General features: G+C 42.4%; 11 protein-coding genes. 7 read left to right on the top strand and 4 right to left on the bottom strand.

The genetic code is table 11. From position 1 onward, the window contains the following. Positions 1-20 precede the first annotated feature (20 nt). A complete protein-coding gene (locus PseudUWO311_RS20715; RefSeq protein ID WP_142657137.1) occupies positions 21-3,476 on the top strand; it encodes an AAA-like domain-containing protein in 3,456 nt (1,151 codons plus the stop codon). Positions 3,477-3,564: 88 nt separating this feature from the next. Here PseudUWO311_RS20715 and tkt read toward each other — a convergent pair whose 3' ends face one another. After that, entirely contained in the window at positions 3,565-5,568 is a 2,004-nt protein-coding gene (tkt, locus tag PseudUWO311_RS20710; RefSeq protein WP_142657136.1) for a transketolase, read from the bottom strand. A gap of 114 nt (positions 5,569-5,682) precedes the next feature. Further along, entirely contained in the window at positions 5,683-6,384 is a 702-nt protein-coding gene (locus tag PseudUWO311_RS20705) for an MgtC/SapB family protein (RefSeq protein ID WP_142657135.1), read from the bottom strand. A 258-nt stretch (positions 6,385-6,642) separates the two neighbouring features. On the opposite strand from PseudUWO311_RS20705, the gene PseudUWO311_RS24200 reads away from it, so the two are divergent. The 5 genes from PseudUWO311_RS24200 (at position 6,643) to PseudUWO311_RS20685 (ending at position 10,155) form a co-directional block, all read left to right on the top strand. Further along, complete coding sequence (locus PseudUWO311_RS24200; protein ID WP_190303595.1) at positions 6,643-6,789, top strand: hypothetical protein; 147 nt, start codon at positions 6,643-6,645, stop codon at positions 6,787-6,789. A gap of 135 nt (positions 6,790-6,924) precedes the next feature. Next, on the top strand, positions 6,925-8,106 hold the full coding sequence (locus PseudUWO311_RS20700; protein WP_142657134.1) for an amino acid ABC transporter permease: 1,182 nt from the start codon (positions 6,925-6,927) through the stop codon (positions 8,104-8,106). 87 nt (positions 8,107-8,193) lie between these two features. Then, positions 8,194-8,751: a deoxycytidylate deaminase gene (locus PseudUWO311_RS20695; RefSeq protein WP_142657133.1), complete on the top strand. Its 558-nt coding sequence runs from the start codon at positions 8,194-8,196 to the stop codon at positions 8,749-8,751. A gap of 9 nt (positions 8,752-8,760) precedes the next feature. Continuing rightward, entirely contained in the window at positions 8,761-9,210 is a 450-nt protein-coding gene (locus PseudUWO311_RS20690; RefSeq protein ID WP_142657132.1) for a hypothetical protein, read from the top strand. 39 nt (positions 9,211-9,249) lie between these two features. After that, complete coding sequence (locus PseudUWO311_RS20685; protein WP_142657131.1) at positions 9,250-10,155, top strand: type IV pilin-like G/H family protein; 906 nt, start codon at positions 9,250-9,252, stop codon at positions 10,153-10,155. A gap of 40 nt (positions 10,156-10,195) precedes the next feature. Here the strand turns inward: PseudUWO311_RS20685 and PseudUWO311_RS20680 are convergent, their stop codons facing one another. Next, the gene (locus tag PseudUWO311_RS20680; protein WP_142657130.1) at positions 10,196-10,549 is read right to left on the bottom strand and encodes a hypothetical protein; all 354 of its coding nucleotides are present in this window, start codon (positions 10,547-10,549) and stop codon (positions 10,196-10,198) included. Between the two features lie 96 nt (positions 10,550-10,645). Continuing rightward, complete coding sequence (locus tag PseudUWO311_RS20675) at positions 10,646-11,800, bottom strand: pyridoxal-phosphate-dependent aminotransferase family protein (RefSeq protein WP_142657129.1); 1,155 nt, start codon at positions 11,798-11,800, stop codon at positions 10,646-10,648. Between the two features lie 181 nt (positions 11,801-11,981). Here PseudUWO311_RS20675 and PseudUWO311_RS20670 point away from each other — a divergent pair, with 181 nt between their 5' ends. Continuing rightward, complete coding sequence (locus tag PseudUWO311_RS20670) at positions 11,982-16,229, top strand: DEAD/DEAH box helicase (protein ID WP_142657128.1); 4,248 nt, start codon at positions 11,982-11,984, stop codon at positions 16,227-16,229. Positions 16,230-16,236 lie beyond the last annotated feature (7 nt).

Below are 16,236 nucleotides of genomic sequence, written 5' to 3'. Positions count from 1 at the left end.
TACAATTTGTTAGGTAAAAGATGCTTGCAGAAAGAACTACAAATTATCTATATCAAGTTGGTGGCAGTCTATCTGTTGATGCACCTACATATGTAGCGAGGCAAGCTGATAGCGATCTCTATGAAAGTTTGAAATCTGGAGAATTTTGTTATGTTCTCAATTCGCGGCAGATGGGGAAGTCTAGCCTTAGAGTCCGCACGATGAAACGACTGCAAGAGGAAAATTACACCTGTGCGGCGATTGATATTACTGCGATCGGCACATCTGACATTACACCAGATCAGTGGTATGCAGGGCTGATTGATAGCATTATCAGTAGCCTTGGGCTTTATGATTCCTTTGATTTGGAAGAGTGGTGGGAACGTAATCACTTGCTTTCTCCAGTGCAACGCTTTGGTAAATTCCTTGATGAAGGATTGCTCAAGAAAATCTCTTCGCCTGTAATTCTATTTGTGGATGAAATTGATAGTATCCTCAGTTTGAATTTTGCCGTTGATGATTTTTTTGCATTGATTCGAGAATTATTTAATCGTCGCGCCGATCGCATTGCCTATAATCGTCTAACCTTTGCTCTGTTCGGAGTAGCTACCCCTGCTGACCTGATCCGTGATAAACAACGAACTCCCTTTAACATTGGTCGAGCAATCGAGCTAAAGGGCTTTCAGCTAAAAGAAGCAAAACCTCTAATGCGAGGCATCTTAACAAAGTCTCAGAACCCCGTCGCAGTCCTCAAAGCAATCATTGCTTATACAGGTGGACAACCATTTCTCACCCAGAAACTTTGTCAAATGATTCTAAATTCACCAGAGTTGATACCGCTAAATCATGAACTAGTCTGGGTAAATAATTTAGTGCGATCGCGTCTAGTTGATAACTGGGAAATACAGGATCAGCCTGAACATTTCAAAACAATTCGCGATCGCATTCTCTGGAGCAGCGAAAACCGTCAAGGAAGGCTACTCGGCTTGTACCAACAAATTTTAGCTTCAGAGCCATCTTTGAACAAAATCGAATGGGGAATAATTGCCGATGATACTCCTGAACAAACTGAGTTAAGGATTACTGGACTAGTCGTTAAACGTGAAGGAAGATTAAGAGTCTATAACCCAGTTTACGCAGCAATTTTTAATCAAAATTGGGTAAACCAAGCTTTAGCAAATTTACGTCCCTATGGTGAATCATTTAAGGCGTGGGTAGATTCTGACTACCAAGATGAGTCACGATTGTTGCGAGGACAAGCATTACAAGATGCTTTATCATGGGCTTCAGATAAGAATTTGAGTAATCATGATTACCAATTCTTTTCAGCTAGTCAAGACCTTGAAAAAAGAGAAGTAGAAGTAGCGCTCTTTGCCCAAGCCGAAGCAAATCAAATTCTTTCAGCAGCAAAACAACGACTAGAAAAAACTTTGGAGGCTGAGCAAGAAGCTAAGGTTAGGTTGGTGGAGATGCAGCAAAGACTACAAGCTAGCTTAACGCAAGCCGAAGTTGTTCTAAAAAGTGCTTCCGCTAAGGCGACTTTTATCCTCAATCAGCAATTTGAAGCGCTCATCGAGTCCATGGAAGCAGGTCAGCAATTACAGGACTTAGAAAACTCCACTGGTGAAAGAGCCAGTCTCCGAATGCATGGGATAAGCGCATTGCATCAAGCCGTTTACAATGTTCGCGAATACAATCACCTTGCGGGGCATCTAAATACTGTTACCTGCATTGCGATCGCGCCTAATGACTATCTCATTGCATCAGGAAGTAGCGATCGCACGATAAAAATTTGGGATATGAAAGGAAACCTAAAACAAACCCTAAATGGACATACAAACTGGATTACTAGCCTCAGTTTCAGTCGTACTGGACAACATCTTGCCTCGGCTAGTCGTGATGGCACGATTAGGCTTTGGAAAATGGATCGATATACGAAATTGTACGCCGATCAGCCGATTCAAATCCTAAAGGATCATGAAGCACCAGTCTTAGCAGTGAAATTTAGTCCCACCGATGCCATATTTGCCTCTTGCGGCGAAGATGCCAAAATCAGATTATGGCGCGATGATGGTACTGCATTTAATACCTTTACTCGCGGGCATAGCAAATGGATAACTTGTCTCTGTTTTAGCCCAGATGGAGAGCGAATAGTTACAGGTAGTGCGGATCAATTGCTGATTGTCTGGAATGTCAATGGAACAATTATAAGAACTATCAAAGCCCACGATCGATTTATTGAAGATATCGATATTTCTCCATCTGGGCGCATTATTGCATCTGTAAGCCGTGATCACGATATTAAACTCTGGAACATGGAAGGGAATCTAATTGCTTCTCTAGAAGGACATACTGACAAGGTTTTAGGAGTAAGATTTCTCCCTAATGGCAAATCTTTGGCTTCAGTTAGCAACGATCGTACAATTAAAATTTGGGACATCAAAGGTAATTTACTGCAAACTATATACGGACATAAAGGTGGAGTCCATAGCATTAACTTTAATATTAATGGCAGTACGATGATTACAGGGAGTCAAGATACAATAATTAAATTTTGGCGTACCAAGTGCAACTCCTTACCATGTCTAATTGGACACACTGATGAGGTGAACTGTGTTGTTTTTAGTAATGACAGTCGATTTATAGCTTCTGCTAGCAGTGATTTTACGATAAAAATTTGGCTTGATAACGCTAAATTAATTACCTCTCTTGAAGGGCATAAAGAGTGTGTGAATAGTGTCTGTTTCAGTCCAGACAATCGATTCTTACTGTCTGTTGGTAGCGATCGCGCCATCAAGATTTGGAATGCTAAAGGAGTCTTGCTTAAAAGTATATATAACGAGCATGAGGCGGCGATTTATAGTGTCTCCTATCGTAGTGACGGTGAGCTATTTGCCTCTGCTAGTGCTGATTGTACTGTCAAGCTGTGGAATAAGGAAGGAGAATGGATACATACATTAATCGGTCATGCTAATGCAGTTTATCAAGTCTGTTTTAGTCCTGACGGCAATATGTTAGCCACGGCGAGCCAAGATAAAACTGTGAAACTATGGCATTGGGATGGAACTTTATTGAATACTTTGAATGGTCATACGGGAGAAGTTTATAGTGTTTGCTTTAGTCCAGACAGTCAGACTGTTGCTAGTAGTAGCAAAGATGGTAGTGTGAAATTATGGAACCTTGATGGCAAATTACTGAAAACTCTAAATGAACATAATGCTGAAGTTAGAAGTGTTTGCTTTAGTCCTGATGGTAATGCCTTAGCGTCGGGGAGTAGCGATAATACTGTCAAGATCTGGAGCCTTGATGGGAAAGAACTATTAACGCTTCAAGGTCATCAATCAGCAGTGAAGAGTGTTTGCTTTAGCGCTGATGGTGAGACAATTGCCTCCGCTAGTGTTAATGGAAAAATCATTTTATGGGATTTCGATCTGGCACATCTGATGGAATTGGGTAACAACTGGATTCAAGACTATTTAGAAACCCATGATCTGTAAAAACAAAAAGAGAGTTGCGGCGCTTCGCGCCGCAACTCTCTTTTATAAAAAAAGGCTGCACTGGGTGCAGGCTTTTTTTTGAGGTTAATTAACCGAGAACCTTACGTGCAGTTGCAACGACGTTATCAACGGTGAAGCCGAACTTCGCATAACCGATAGGACCTGGAGCCGAAACACCAAAGCTATCCATACCAATAACTGCGCCTTCAGAACCGACATACTTGTGCCAGCCAAAGGTGCTACCAGCTTCAACACTGACACGCTTCTTGACTGCAACTGGAAGTACAGATTCTTTGTACTCATCGGATTGTTCGTTGTAGAGTTCCATCGATGGCATAGAGACAACACGAACAGCCTTGCCTTCTCCAGCCAAGATAGCCGCAGCCTTAACAGCCAACTCAAGTTCTGAACCAGTAGCAATGAAGATTAACTCTGGGTTTGGCGCATCAACAACGATATAAGCACCTTTCTTGGTTCCTTCGATGGAAGTACCAGCCAAATTCTTCACGTTTTGGCGAGTGAAAGCCATCAATGATGGACGCTTACGGTTAGCGATCGCAACTTGATAAGTCCCAACGGTTTCCTTAGCATCCGCAGGACGCAATACTAACAAATTAGGAATTACGCGCATCGAAGCGAGGGTTTCGACTGGTTGGTGCGTGGGACCATCTTCACCAAGCATTACGGAGTCGTGGGTCATAATGTATAGCACACCAACTTCCGACAGCGCCGACAAGCGGATAGCGCCGCGCATATAGTCAGCAAATACGAGGAAGGTTGCACCGTAAGGAATTGTGCCGCCATGCAAGATCATGCCGTTCATGATTGCGCCCATTGCGTGTTCACGAACACCAAAGCGGAAGTTACGACCTTCGTAAGATCCATATTGGAAGTCTGGCAAACCTTTGACATAGGTCATGTTGGAGTGAGCCAAATCAGCAGAACCACCAAGGAATTCAGGCAATACAGGAGACAGCGCATTCAAGCAAGCTTCTGAAAGCAAACGGGTCGAAGTTTCTTTTTCAGCAACTGGCTCAAGGGCTTTTTCCCAGCCTTCAGGTAATTCGCCAGCCATGATGCGCTTGTATTCAGCAGCTTCTGCTGGATAAGCCTTTTCATAAGCAGCAAAGCGCTCATTCCATTCAGCTTCGGCACTTGCACCCTTATTGATCGCTTGACGGAAACGAGCCAGAGCATCAGCAGGAACTTCAAAAGGTTCGTATTCCCAACCGAGGTTAGCACGGGTTGCAGCAACCTCATCAGTACCAAGAGCCGCACCATGAACGCCAGCTGTACCAGCTTTTTTGGGTGAACCAAAACCAATGGTAGTGGTGACAACAATCAAGCTAGGCTTGTCTTTGACTGATTTGGACTCTTCGAGCGCTTTAGCGATCGCATCTAAGTCTTCGTTACCATCGGCAACATAGGTGACATGCCAGCCATAAGCTTCGTAGCGCTTACCAACATCTTCAGTAAATGCGAGGTCGGTGCTGCCATCGATAGAGATACTGTTGCTGTCGTACATCATGATCAGCTTGCCGAGCTTGAGGTGACCACCCAAGGAAGCTGCTTCAGAAGCAATGCCTTCCATGTTGCAGCCATCGCCAAGAATGACATATGTATAGTGATCAACAATATTGTGACCAGGTTTGTTAAAACGAGCTGCCAAATGAGCTTCTGCGATCGCTAAACCAACAGCATTACCTACACCTTGACCGAGAGGACCAGTTGTAACTTCAACGCCTGCTGTTTCAAAGTTTTCAGGGTGGCCAGGGGTAGCACTCCCTAACTGACGGAATTGCTTGATTTCGTCTAAAGATACGCTGTCATAACCAGTTAGATGAAGCAATGAGTATTGCAACATGCAGCCATGTCCTGCGGACAAGACAAAACGATCGCGATCAACCCATTTAGGACTTTTTGGATTAAATTTTAAAAACTGATCAAACAGCACAAAAGCCATTGGTGCTGCGCCCATCGGCAGACCGGGGTGACCAGATTTTGCCTTTTCGACCGCATCGATCGATAAAAAGCGGATGGAGTTAATGCAGAGTGTCTCAAGGGTTTGAGGTTTCGAGGGTGCAGCGACCATAGTTACAATTGCTTAAAAATTTTTGTACTCAATCAGGTATATTTTCCCTCAAAACTGTCCAAATATAATAACAAATTTTAATATTTGGTATCACCTGAATCAATTTGCGATCGCTTAACCAAATTCTTGCTCAATGATTCGCCAATTTACAGACAGCACTCCTGATTCTAGACTGAGGCGACTAACAACCTGCTCTAATAGTGAATCGTTGCGTTCCTGAGTCACCATTTCAGCTTCAACACTAACACGATCAGATTGTTCAGCCATATCTTCACTAAATAAAGATCGCAACTTGAGTTTTTTACCTTCAATTGACTGTAATAACAGAGCACGAACATGTGCTTCATCATTGGTACGACAGATAACGTCACAGCGATAACAAAGTTCTAACTCTGTACCTTTGAGGGGTTGTTGATTAATGCGATATCCTATGGGTCGTAGCACAACATTGGCAAGTAATACCATACCTGTGCCAATGACAGCGTGCATCAATAATCCTGCCCCAGAAGTTGCACCGATCGCTGCTGCGCACCAGAGAGTTGCCGCAGTATTCAGTCCGCGTACAGTCAAACCCTCCCGTAAAATTACGCCACCTGCTAAAAAACCAATTCCTGAGACCACCTGAGCCGCAATGCGCGTAGGACTAGAATCACCCGTGGTGGATGCTGATAACATCACGAATATGGCTGCACCAGTTGCCACAAGAGTATTTGTTCTCAGTCCAGCCATTCTTTGCCGCCATTGCCTTTCTAATCCTAGTAGAGAGCCTAAGACAAAAGCTGCTACTAGTCGAATCGTAAATTCTAATAGATTCATGTTTACGTCAATATATCTTTATAGCTTGGTTGCTCCAGATGGTTGAATCTACAATGATTTTGCAACACAGTAGAGTATCCCAGAATACTCGCAGTTCCAGTAGAATTAATGAATTTCATAGCGATATATGTCGAAACTCAAATAATTATTAAGGCAGCTTAAAATCAGCGATCCCTAGCAATATAGGTATTAACATATATATGGATATGAAAATAATCCTAAATAAAGTTCTCTAGATATTCCTTAAAGGTGATAGTTATGAACGGCTTAAAACAAACATTCATGAATACGGTGGAATATTTAAGCGATGCGATCGCCAAAATTTTCACCCCAAGTAAAGACGATTTTCCTGCTACAGGTGAGCAGCCTTACAAGGGCGATCCTGCTTCTGAGAATTCTAGATAAAAAGAAGAGAGGCGATTTGCGCCTCTCTTCTTTTTTGTAATACTTCTTTTTTGTGATAAAAGGGCATAATCTAAGGACGATATGTAGATCATTTCGTCCTTAAGTTTTTCAAGCTCTTTTATAGATGCCCCCCGTATGACGCAAAATCCAGTTGCACTTCCGTCACTAAGCTCGCAAAGTCCATGGCAATGGGCAAAAAAAAATCTATTTAGTAGTTGGTTTAATAGCTTACTAACAGTTGCTTGTCTATATTTGCTTTATCAGCTTGTCAGTAATGTCTGGCTTTGGGCAACGACTCAAGCTCAATGGTCGGTGGTGAGTAGTAATTTGCGACTGTTTTTAGTTGGACTTTATCCTGTCGAAGAATTTTGGCGATTGTGGGGAGTTTTAGCGATCGCAGGAAGTCTCTCAGGCATCTCATGGGGACTATGGGGAAGATTTAGTCGCACGGTAGCGATTGGTATTAGTTCATTATCTATAGCTCTTGCAATCCTGCTGCCAGTGGATGGCATATCGAAAATTCTGACTTTAGCGATTAGTGCAGCGATCGCCATTGGTTTCGTGATTGGTCAACAATCTAAACGCTTAGAAGCAAGTTCTACAATTTTGGCGATCGCTTGGTTTTTATCTTTACCAATTTCTATATGGTTAATTGGTGGGAGTCTGGGACTAACTGCGGTTGATGTCAATGCTTGGAATGGACTAGTTTTGACTCTGATTGTGGCAATTTCAGGGATTATATTTTCTTTTCCATTAGGAGTTTTGCTTGCTTTAGGAAGACAGAGTACATTGCCCCTCATCAAATGGTTTTGTGTCTTCTATATTGAAGTTGTAAGAGGATTGCCACTTATTGGCATTCTATTTATGGCTCAAGTCATGCTGCCTCTGTTTTTACCCGCAGGTTTAGAAATAGATCGCGTTTTGAGGGCGATCGCAGCTTTTGTCTTTTTCAGTGCCGCTTATCTTGCTGAAAATGTGCGTGGAGGCTTACAGTCAATTCCTAAAGGACAAGCAGAAGCTGCCAGAGCCTTGGGATTAAATATCCCCTTAACGATCACTTTAATTGTTTTACCTCAAGCTCTCAAAGCTTCGATCCCTGCGATTGTTGGTCAATTCATTGGATTATTTAAAGATACGTCTCTAGTTGCGATCGTTGGTCTAGTGGATTTGATGGGTGTTTCCCGCACTGTCTTATCACAGCCAGAGTTTATTGGTCGCTACGCTGAAGTTTATCTATTTGTAGCTTCAATTTATTGGATGTTCTGCTTCTCGCTGTCTCAAGCTAGTCAGAAATTAGAAAAAAAGCTCCAGAACTGAAGAGCCTTAATTCGACAGAATTCTCAGCTTTGATTTTAGCTACAGCGCTTTGCGCTATAACTAAAGTCAAATAGTTCTTTATTACCTATGCCCGAATTGATCGAAAATGCCACATTTCAGCAGCGCCCCACATGGGATGAATACTTTATGCTGCTAACCAAGCTTGCTGCTATGCGATCAACCTGTCTAGCTTTCCCAGTAGGTGCAGTGATTGTTAAAGATAAGCAGGTACTTGCCACAGGCTACAATGGCTCACCCTCAGGCTCAGTACATTGCACTACACAAGGTTATTGCTATCCAGATATGAAGGATTGCACTGTGAATAAAGATTTTCCCTCAAGGGCAGTTCATGCGGAAGCCAATGCGATCGCGCAAGCAGCTAAACATGGAATTTCCACCGATGGCGCGAGTATTTATGTGACTTTAGAACCATGTATTTCTTGCTTAAAGCTAGTGGTGTCTGCGGGTATTCGCGAAGTTTTTTATGAGACGACTTTTAATAAAGGTAATAACGCAGCTCTATGTAAATCATTTGTAGATGAGGGTTTGGTAGCTCTCAAGCAGATTAAGATATCAGCATCCGTCTTGCAAAGAGCAGATTTATTTCTGAATTCTCCAACTTCTGAATTACGCTTATTTACTTAGAATTGTTGTATGAGTAATGAAAAAACGTCAATCTTATTAGCAGTACGTGGTACAGCTCAAGAAAGCCTAAGAGAAATGAGAGCTAGAGTTTTCAGCATCGTTAGTACTGCGATTACTCTTTTTACAGTGTTTATTGGTTGGATTGTACAACGTTCAGTAAAGCCGTCACTTCCCGAAACAATTCTATTTATTTGTATTATTGTGATGTTTGGAATTGGGAATTTACTGATTTTAATCGATATTAGGAGAGGATATATCAAAACAATGGGAATTTCGGTGCGTGTTGAAAAAGCCTTGGGACTATACGAAGTTCAGGTGTTTGATGAGGAAGATGAATCAATATTCCCATCTAGTTATCTAAGACCAATTAAAGGTAAGCATTTTCAGAAATTTGAGCTTATTTTGATCTGCTCAGCGATCGCTTCTATTCTAATTGTGATTCTTAAATATTTTTATTGAGTTTTACTTAGCAAAGGCATAGTTTAGACAGGTGTAAATATGCGAAGAATAATTTTCCAAAGAAATGTCAAAACTGTTGTGCTGAGAATATTTTGTCAAGCGATCGCAATTCCCTGTATCACGATAGGATTGATCGGTTGTAATAATACAGGCGATCGCGCTAAAAACTCAACCAATTACAAACTAGCGGGAACTTGGGAATTCAAAAATCAAGATGGAGTCAAAACTGGCACAGCAATTTTTGCAACGCAAAATGATGTTGATGGTGATGTTTATATTTTGTCTAATGATTTGGCATTAGGTAAAACAGCGATCGCAGGCAAATTTAAAGTTAATCCCATCAAAAACCCGCCGCAGCTCGATCTTATTTTTGGCGATCTCACCACGAAAACTATTTATGAAATCGACAATGATGGCAAGTTGAAAATCGCCAATGCAGTTCCTGAACAAGCTCGTCCCAGAGTTTTAGATGCTCAGCCGCAGCGATTAACTAAAGTTTCGGATAGTACAAGCATTGCTAGTGATGTCAAAATCTTGCGATCGCCTGATTTGATTGCAACCTCAGCCTTAATTCGAGAAGCAGAGAGTAAGTCATCCATTCGCGTAATTATGCGATCGCAGCAGCAAGTATTCCAATCGCAAGGACAATTCACGACCGATATCAATCAATTAAAAGCAATACGAATATCCCTTAATTCAGAGTTCTATAGTTACAAAGTTACTAACTTAGGAAATCTGGCGCAGCATAGCGCAGTTCCTTTAAAGGACGGATTGAAAGCTTATACGGGAATTGTCTATGCGATCGCTAGTGATGATACTAATCAAAAAGTCACAAAGTTACTTCTATGTGAAAGCAATATTCCTACTAAACAGATCCCACCCGCGCCTCAAAATCAAGATGAAGGCTATAAATGTCCAAATGCCTATACTTCAATCAATCCATAAGCAACAGTAATGCAGGATAAAAAACAGAAAAAACTTGTGTTTATAGATTGTTTTTCTTGTTATGAAGTCTGGTCTGACGTTTTAGCCTTTTTAATTCTGATTTAATTTCTATGTGTGGATCATTTACTAATTGTTCAGCACTTTTGCGAGTCTCTAGCTTATTAACTTTTTCCTTGGTTTCTAGTTTTTTAGGCTCTTTTCCTTGATTTTTTTCTACCCCCAAGAGCAATCGTCTAGAGATTTCCAATAGACCAAGTATGGCAAAAATTGTTATGCCGTAAAAAGCTATAGTCAAGACTGTAAGTCCTGAAAGAAAGCTTATAACAGAACTAATGATAATCCCAACTATTGTGCCAAGAACTACTAACAATAAATTTCTTGTCGAAAAATTCATGATTACTTGACTTACTTTTCATGATCTGAACTTATTTTAAACATAAAAGCAGGAATAATTCGCAAATTATTCCTGCTTTTATGGATGTTATAGAAATTAGCCGTTTAAAACTTCGATCGCAGCTTTTACGCCAGCACCGTAAGTGAAATTGGTGTAGCCCAGAGCCGAGATGGATGCTTCGAGTGCGGCAATTGCGGTGAGAATATCGCGATCGCCGACAAAGCCAAGATGTCCAATACGGAAGATCTTGCCATTGAGATGATCTTGACCACCAGCCATGACAATATCGAATTTCTTCTTGATCGTGGCACGAATTTTTTCCGCATCCAAACCTTCAGGTGGAACTACTGAGGTAATCGAAGCACTCGCTGCATCATCAGGAGCCAACAAGCCCAGATTAAGAGCCTTGACTGCGGCACGAGTTGCTTCACGATGACGCAAGTGACGAGAAAAGATATTCTCTAACCCTTCACGTTGCATGATTTCTAGCGAAGCTTGCAAAGCCATTACCATATTCACTGAAGTCGTGAAAGGGGTAGAATTTTTGGCAGCATCTTTACGAGCCTTGCCCAAATCGAGATAGAACCTAGGCAGATTTGCAGTTTTATATGTCTCCCATGCTTTAGGGCTGACTGCTACAAATCCTAAGCCAGGAGGGATCATATAGCCTTTTTGAGAACCTGAACCAACAACATCTAAGCCTAATTCATCAATAGGAACATTCATCGCACCCAAGCTGGTGACAGCATCAACAATAATCAAAGCCTTCTCATGGGCTTTGACATAGCGATTAATTGCGACAAGATCGTTGAGAACACCTGTTGATGTCTCGCTATGGGTAATGATTACCGCTTTAATCTCTTTATTTGTATCCGCTTCTAACTTAGCGCGAAAATCTTCAGGATCGAGGGCTTTACCCCATTCAGCCTTAATTACTTCGGCATTTACACCATAGGCTTGACAGACTTCGACCCAGCGCTCGCCAAACTTGCCATTATCACCAACAAGGACGCGATCGCCTTTGCTTAGGAAATTAATGATGCCTGCCTCCATCGCCCCCGTACCGCTGACGGTGAGAATTAACACATCATTAGTGGTTTGGTGTAGCCACTTGAGCTTGGCGGTCACATCTGCCATGACCTTGCTAAAATCACCGCTACGGTGTCCGATGGGCGCTTTTGCCAGAGCCAACAGCGCCTGTTCAGGCACAGGTGTTGGACCTGGAATCATCAACATCAACTTATCTTCCATGAGTCGAAATCTTGTAATGCTTGGTTTAATACTAGATCTAGTATTGTACGCATTAAACTGCCACTAGGATTAACTAAAATATCTGTTGTTACAATCGCTGTATTGTGAAACCTAAGATCTTTGCTACAATTAATGTTTCACAATTTCTGTAGAAACAATTCCCATAACACCAACTTCAAATATGCCTGCTCTCCAAGTTGATTCTGCTAAACTCTATGAACCTCTGACAGGGATTTACCGTAAGTTGTCAGCATTAGAACAACAGATGATCCAAGTATTTGCGATCGCCTATGAGCCAATCAATCGCAGCGTATATTTTGATTGTTTGCTTCAGATTGGACTTAAAGACAAAGAAAACAAGCATTTTACTGGCATTAGTTTAAAGGGATATGTTGATCGCTTTTTAAAATTAGATTTACTTACGCAAGACCGCTCTCAAGGGATGCAATGCAATATCTATCTAATGGATATTGCTGTACGTAACGCTGTGCAATCAGGGGATTTTGAGAAGATTGTCAATGCGATCGAATTGCAAATTCCTGTGCCATCATACGGTCGAGTTGATTCGCGCAGTTTTCGTAGTGAATCACAGTTTATTCGCGAAGTTAGGATCGGCATTTATCGCCAAGACATGAAATTTGTCACGAAGCAATTTGAAGACTTTTATCGATATGGATATCCTCAACAGAGAATCACGCTAGACATGATTTTGTATCAGGTCTGTAATAATCCCTTTGATTCTGAGTGGTTCGAGACGCTAAAGCCAGAATTTTATGAAATTGCTTTGGCTACTATTTTGAATAATGGAATGCTCAAGCTAAAACAGACCGATGAAGCTTGGGCGTTAATACTTAAGAATATTCAGAAAAGTGTTCCATCTCAGATTGAAGAAGAGGGAGAGTATAACTTTGCCGATACTTTGCTCTTAGTCTTAATGGAACAGGGACTTTTACGGGGGGATTTAGAGACTACTCAAGCAGCTTATGATCGCTTGTCCGTTGATTACAAAGAAGCGGGAAATGCTCTGTTAGCATGGCTAAACTTCCTGAAGGGCGATCACGAATTAGCGATTGCTCAGTTTCGACAAGCTCTGAAGACGATTAGAAAAGCCACAGGCAAACGTCAAATCTATTTCAGTGGAGAACCTGGGCTGTTTTTTGTACTCGCATTAATTCAAGAAGGTACTGCCGAAAGTATGCGGGAAGCTGAAGGCTATGCTGCAATTATGGTAAAACAGACAAATCATTGGTTACAAGTTTCCTATAGCAGATTGCAAAAGGTTTTAAAGTTCCAATTGGGCGATATCCCACAGAAGGATTTGCTCAGCAGTGAATATATCCATAATCACACCGAAAGTCATTGTTTAGAGGCATTCTTTAGTGCACTTTGTCTCTATTGGGTAAATCCTGAAAAAGCAAGAATTGAATTGCCAAAAATTCTTGAGCCATTGCTGAAGCAATCAGTTAATGCTGGATATCACTGGCTGTCAATGGAAACAGCAGAATTACTTGGAGAACTGGCAACTAATTCTATTCATCAGAAACATGCTCAAAAGTTGCGACAAGGGAACCAAATCCCCACTATTGTCAACTTGATTCGTCCTCAAGAGACTTGGGAACTGAGCCTAAATGCTTTACTGAATCTCAGCAAGTCGCCACAGGAACAAACAAAATCAGCCAATACTTCACCGCAGCGTTTGGTATGGTTTATTACCTTTAATAAGGGCTTATGTACGATCCAGCCGAGAGAACAGAAAATCAACGCTAAGGGCGTATGGAGTGCAGGGCGGAATATCGCAGTGAAACGGCTAAAAGAGTCTGTGCATGAGTTCCCTTATATGACTCTGCAGGATATTGCTGTATGTTCCCATGTGCAGGTCTATTCCTATCACGGATATTATGGACAGAGCCAATATGAATTTGACGAAGATACCATCTGTGCCTTAGTTGGGCATCCCTTAGTATTTTGGGAAGATTCACCAACTACTCGTGTCGATATTGCCAAGGGTGAACCAGAGTTATTAGTCAAGGCAGGAAAAGGCGATCGCCTAATTTTAGAATTTTCGCCACAATTAAAGGATGGGCAAAATTTTGTTGTCACCAAGGAAAGCCCCACGCGCCTAAAAGTGACACAGGTGAATGAATCCCATCGCCGCATCACCGAAATTATTGGCAGAAAAAACCGCCTCGAAATTCCTGTAGCTGCTAAAGATAAAGTACTTGCGGCAATTCATGGGATCTCTTCGATTGTGACTGTGCATTCCGATATTGGTGGTGGTGTCAGTGACGCTGAGGAAGTGCCATCGGATAGCAAGCCCCATGTCCATATTTTGCCTGCGGGGAATGGATTGAAGGTGGCTATATTAGCGCGTCCCTTTGCTAATGCAGGGGCATACTATCGTCCAGGGGCAGGTGGCGCAACAGTACTAGCTGAAATCGATGGGAAGCGCTTGCAAGCAACTCGTAATTTAAAAGAAGAGAAAAAACTTGCCAATGAAGCGATCGCAGCTTGTCTGACATTAGAAAATTTTGAAGAGCATGAGAGTGAATGGACAATTGACGATCCTGAATTCTGTTTGGAATTATTACTGGAACTGCAAGCATTAGGCGATCGCATTGTCTTGGAATGGCCAGAAGGCGAGAAGATGAAAATTAGTCATCGGGCTGGCTTTGGTGATTTCAGGATGTCGATCAATCAAAGCCGTGATTGGTTCTCGGCTGAAGGCGAATTACGCTTGGGCGATGACAAAGTGCTAGATATGCAGCACCTATTGGAGCTACTAGATAAAACCCCTAGCCGTTTTATTCCCCTTGGTGATGGTCAATTTATTGCTTTAACTCAGCAGTTTCGCAATCGACTCGATGAGTTCCGTCGTCTATCTGAGAAACATGGCAAAGGCACAAGATTCCATCCTCTAGCCGCATTAGCGTTAGAAGATTTTGTGGATGAAATCGATGATCTTAAATCCGATAAGCATTGGAAAGCCCATGTCAAAAGAATCAAGGAGATGCGGAACTTTGAACCGCAGTTACCATCGACATTATTAGCAGATTTACGAGATTACCAAATCGATGGATTTGCTTGGTTAGCAAGGCTGGCGCATTGGGGTGTTGGCGCTTGCTTAGCCGATGACATGGGCTTAGGTAAAACCTTGCAATCTCTTGCCTTGATCCTCACTCGCGCTCCGCAAGGTCCAACGATGATTGTCGCGCCAACTTCTGTTTGTATGAACTGGATCGGTGAAGCCGCCAAATTTGCGCCAACCTTAAATGTGATTGTGTTTGGTACAGGCGATCGCCAAAAGGTATTAGACAATCTCCAGCCCTTTGATATGGTGATTTGCAGCTACGGGTTGCTCCAACAAGAAGAAGTTGGGGAAATGCTGGCTAAAGTCGAATGGCAAACGGTCGTGCTGGATGAGGCGCAAGCAATTAAAAACACAGCAACTAAGCGATCGCAAGCAGCGATGAATCTCCAAAGCGGTTTCAAACTAATCACCACTGGCACACCAATCGAGAACCATCTCGGTGAACTTTGGAATCTATTTCGGTTTATTAACCCAGGGCTACTTGGTTCCCTTGATAATTTCAATACGAACTATGCTAACCCGATCGAGCGATCGCAGGACAGAGAAGCCCGCAATCAACTCAAAAAGTTAATCCAGCCTTTCATTCTCCGCCGCACTAAAAATCAAGTACTACAAGAGCTCCCATCGCGCACTGAAGTAACGCTACAAGTGGAACTTACTAAAGAGGAACTCGCCTTTTACGAAGCCCTCCGTCGTGAGGCAGTTGCAAAATTAACCAGTACTGAGGCAAATGCTGGACAGAAGCATCTTCAAGTTCTCGCGGAAATCATGAAATTGCGTCGCGCCTGTTGCAATACCAAGCTGGTCAGACCCGATATTCCTCTACCAAGTTCTAAGCTTCAGCTTTTCGGTGAAGTGGTCAGTGAATTGCTGGATAATAAGCACAAGGCGCTAGTATTCAGCCAATTTGTCGATCATCTACATATCATTCGCGATTATCTAGATTCTCAAAAGATCAGCTATCAATATCTCGATGGTAGTACTCCTGCAAAAGATCGCAAAAAGCGCGTAGAAGCTTTCCAAGCAGGTGAAGGTGATGTCTTCCTCATTAGCCTCAAAGCTGGCGGTACGGGGCTAAATCTCACGGCTGCCGATTATGTAATTCATATGGATCCTTGGTGGAATCCTGCGGTGGAAGATCAAGCTAGCGATCGCGCCCATCGCATCGGTCAAAAGCGCCCTGTGACGATTTATCGCCTTGTGGCTAAGGGTACGATCGAGGAGAAGATTGTTGATCTGCATACTCATAAGCGCGATCTGGCGGATAGCTTGCTGGAAGGTACGGATATGAGCGGCAAGGTGACGACTGATGCGTTGCTACAATTGATTAATGAGATTTAGGAAGATA

Source organism: Pseudanabaena sp. UWO311, assembly GCF_006937785.1.
Lineage (GTDB): Bacteria > Cyanobacteriota > Cyanobacteriia > Pseudanabaenales > Pseudanabaenaceae > Pseudanabaena.
The sequence above is the reverse complement of the archived record's forward strand: the minus strand, read 5'-3'. Positions and strand labels throughout refer to the sequence as shown.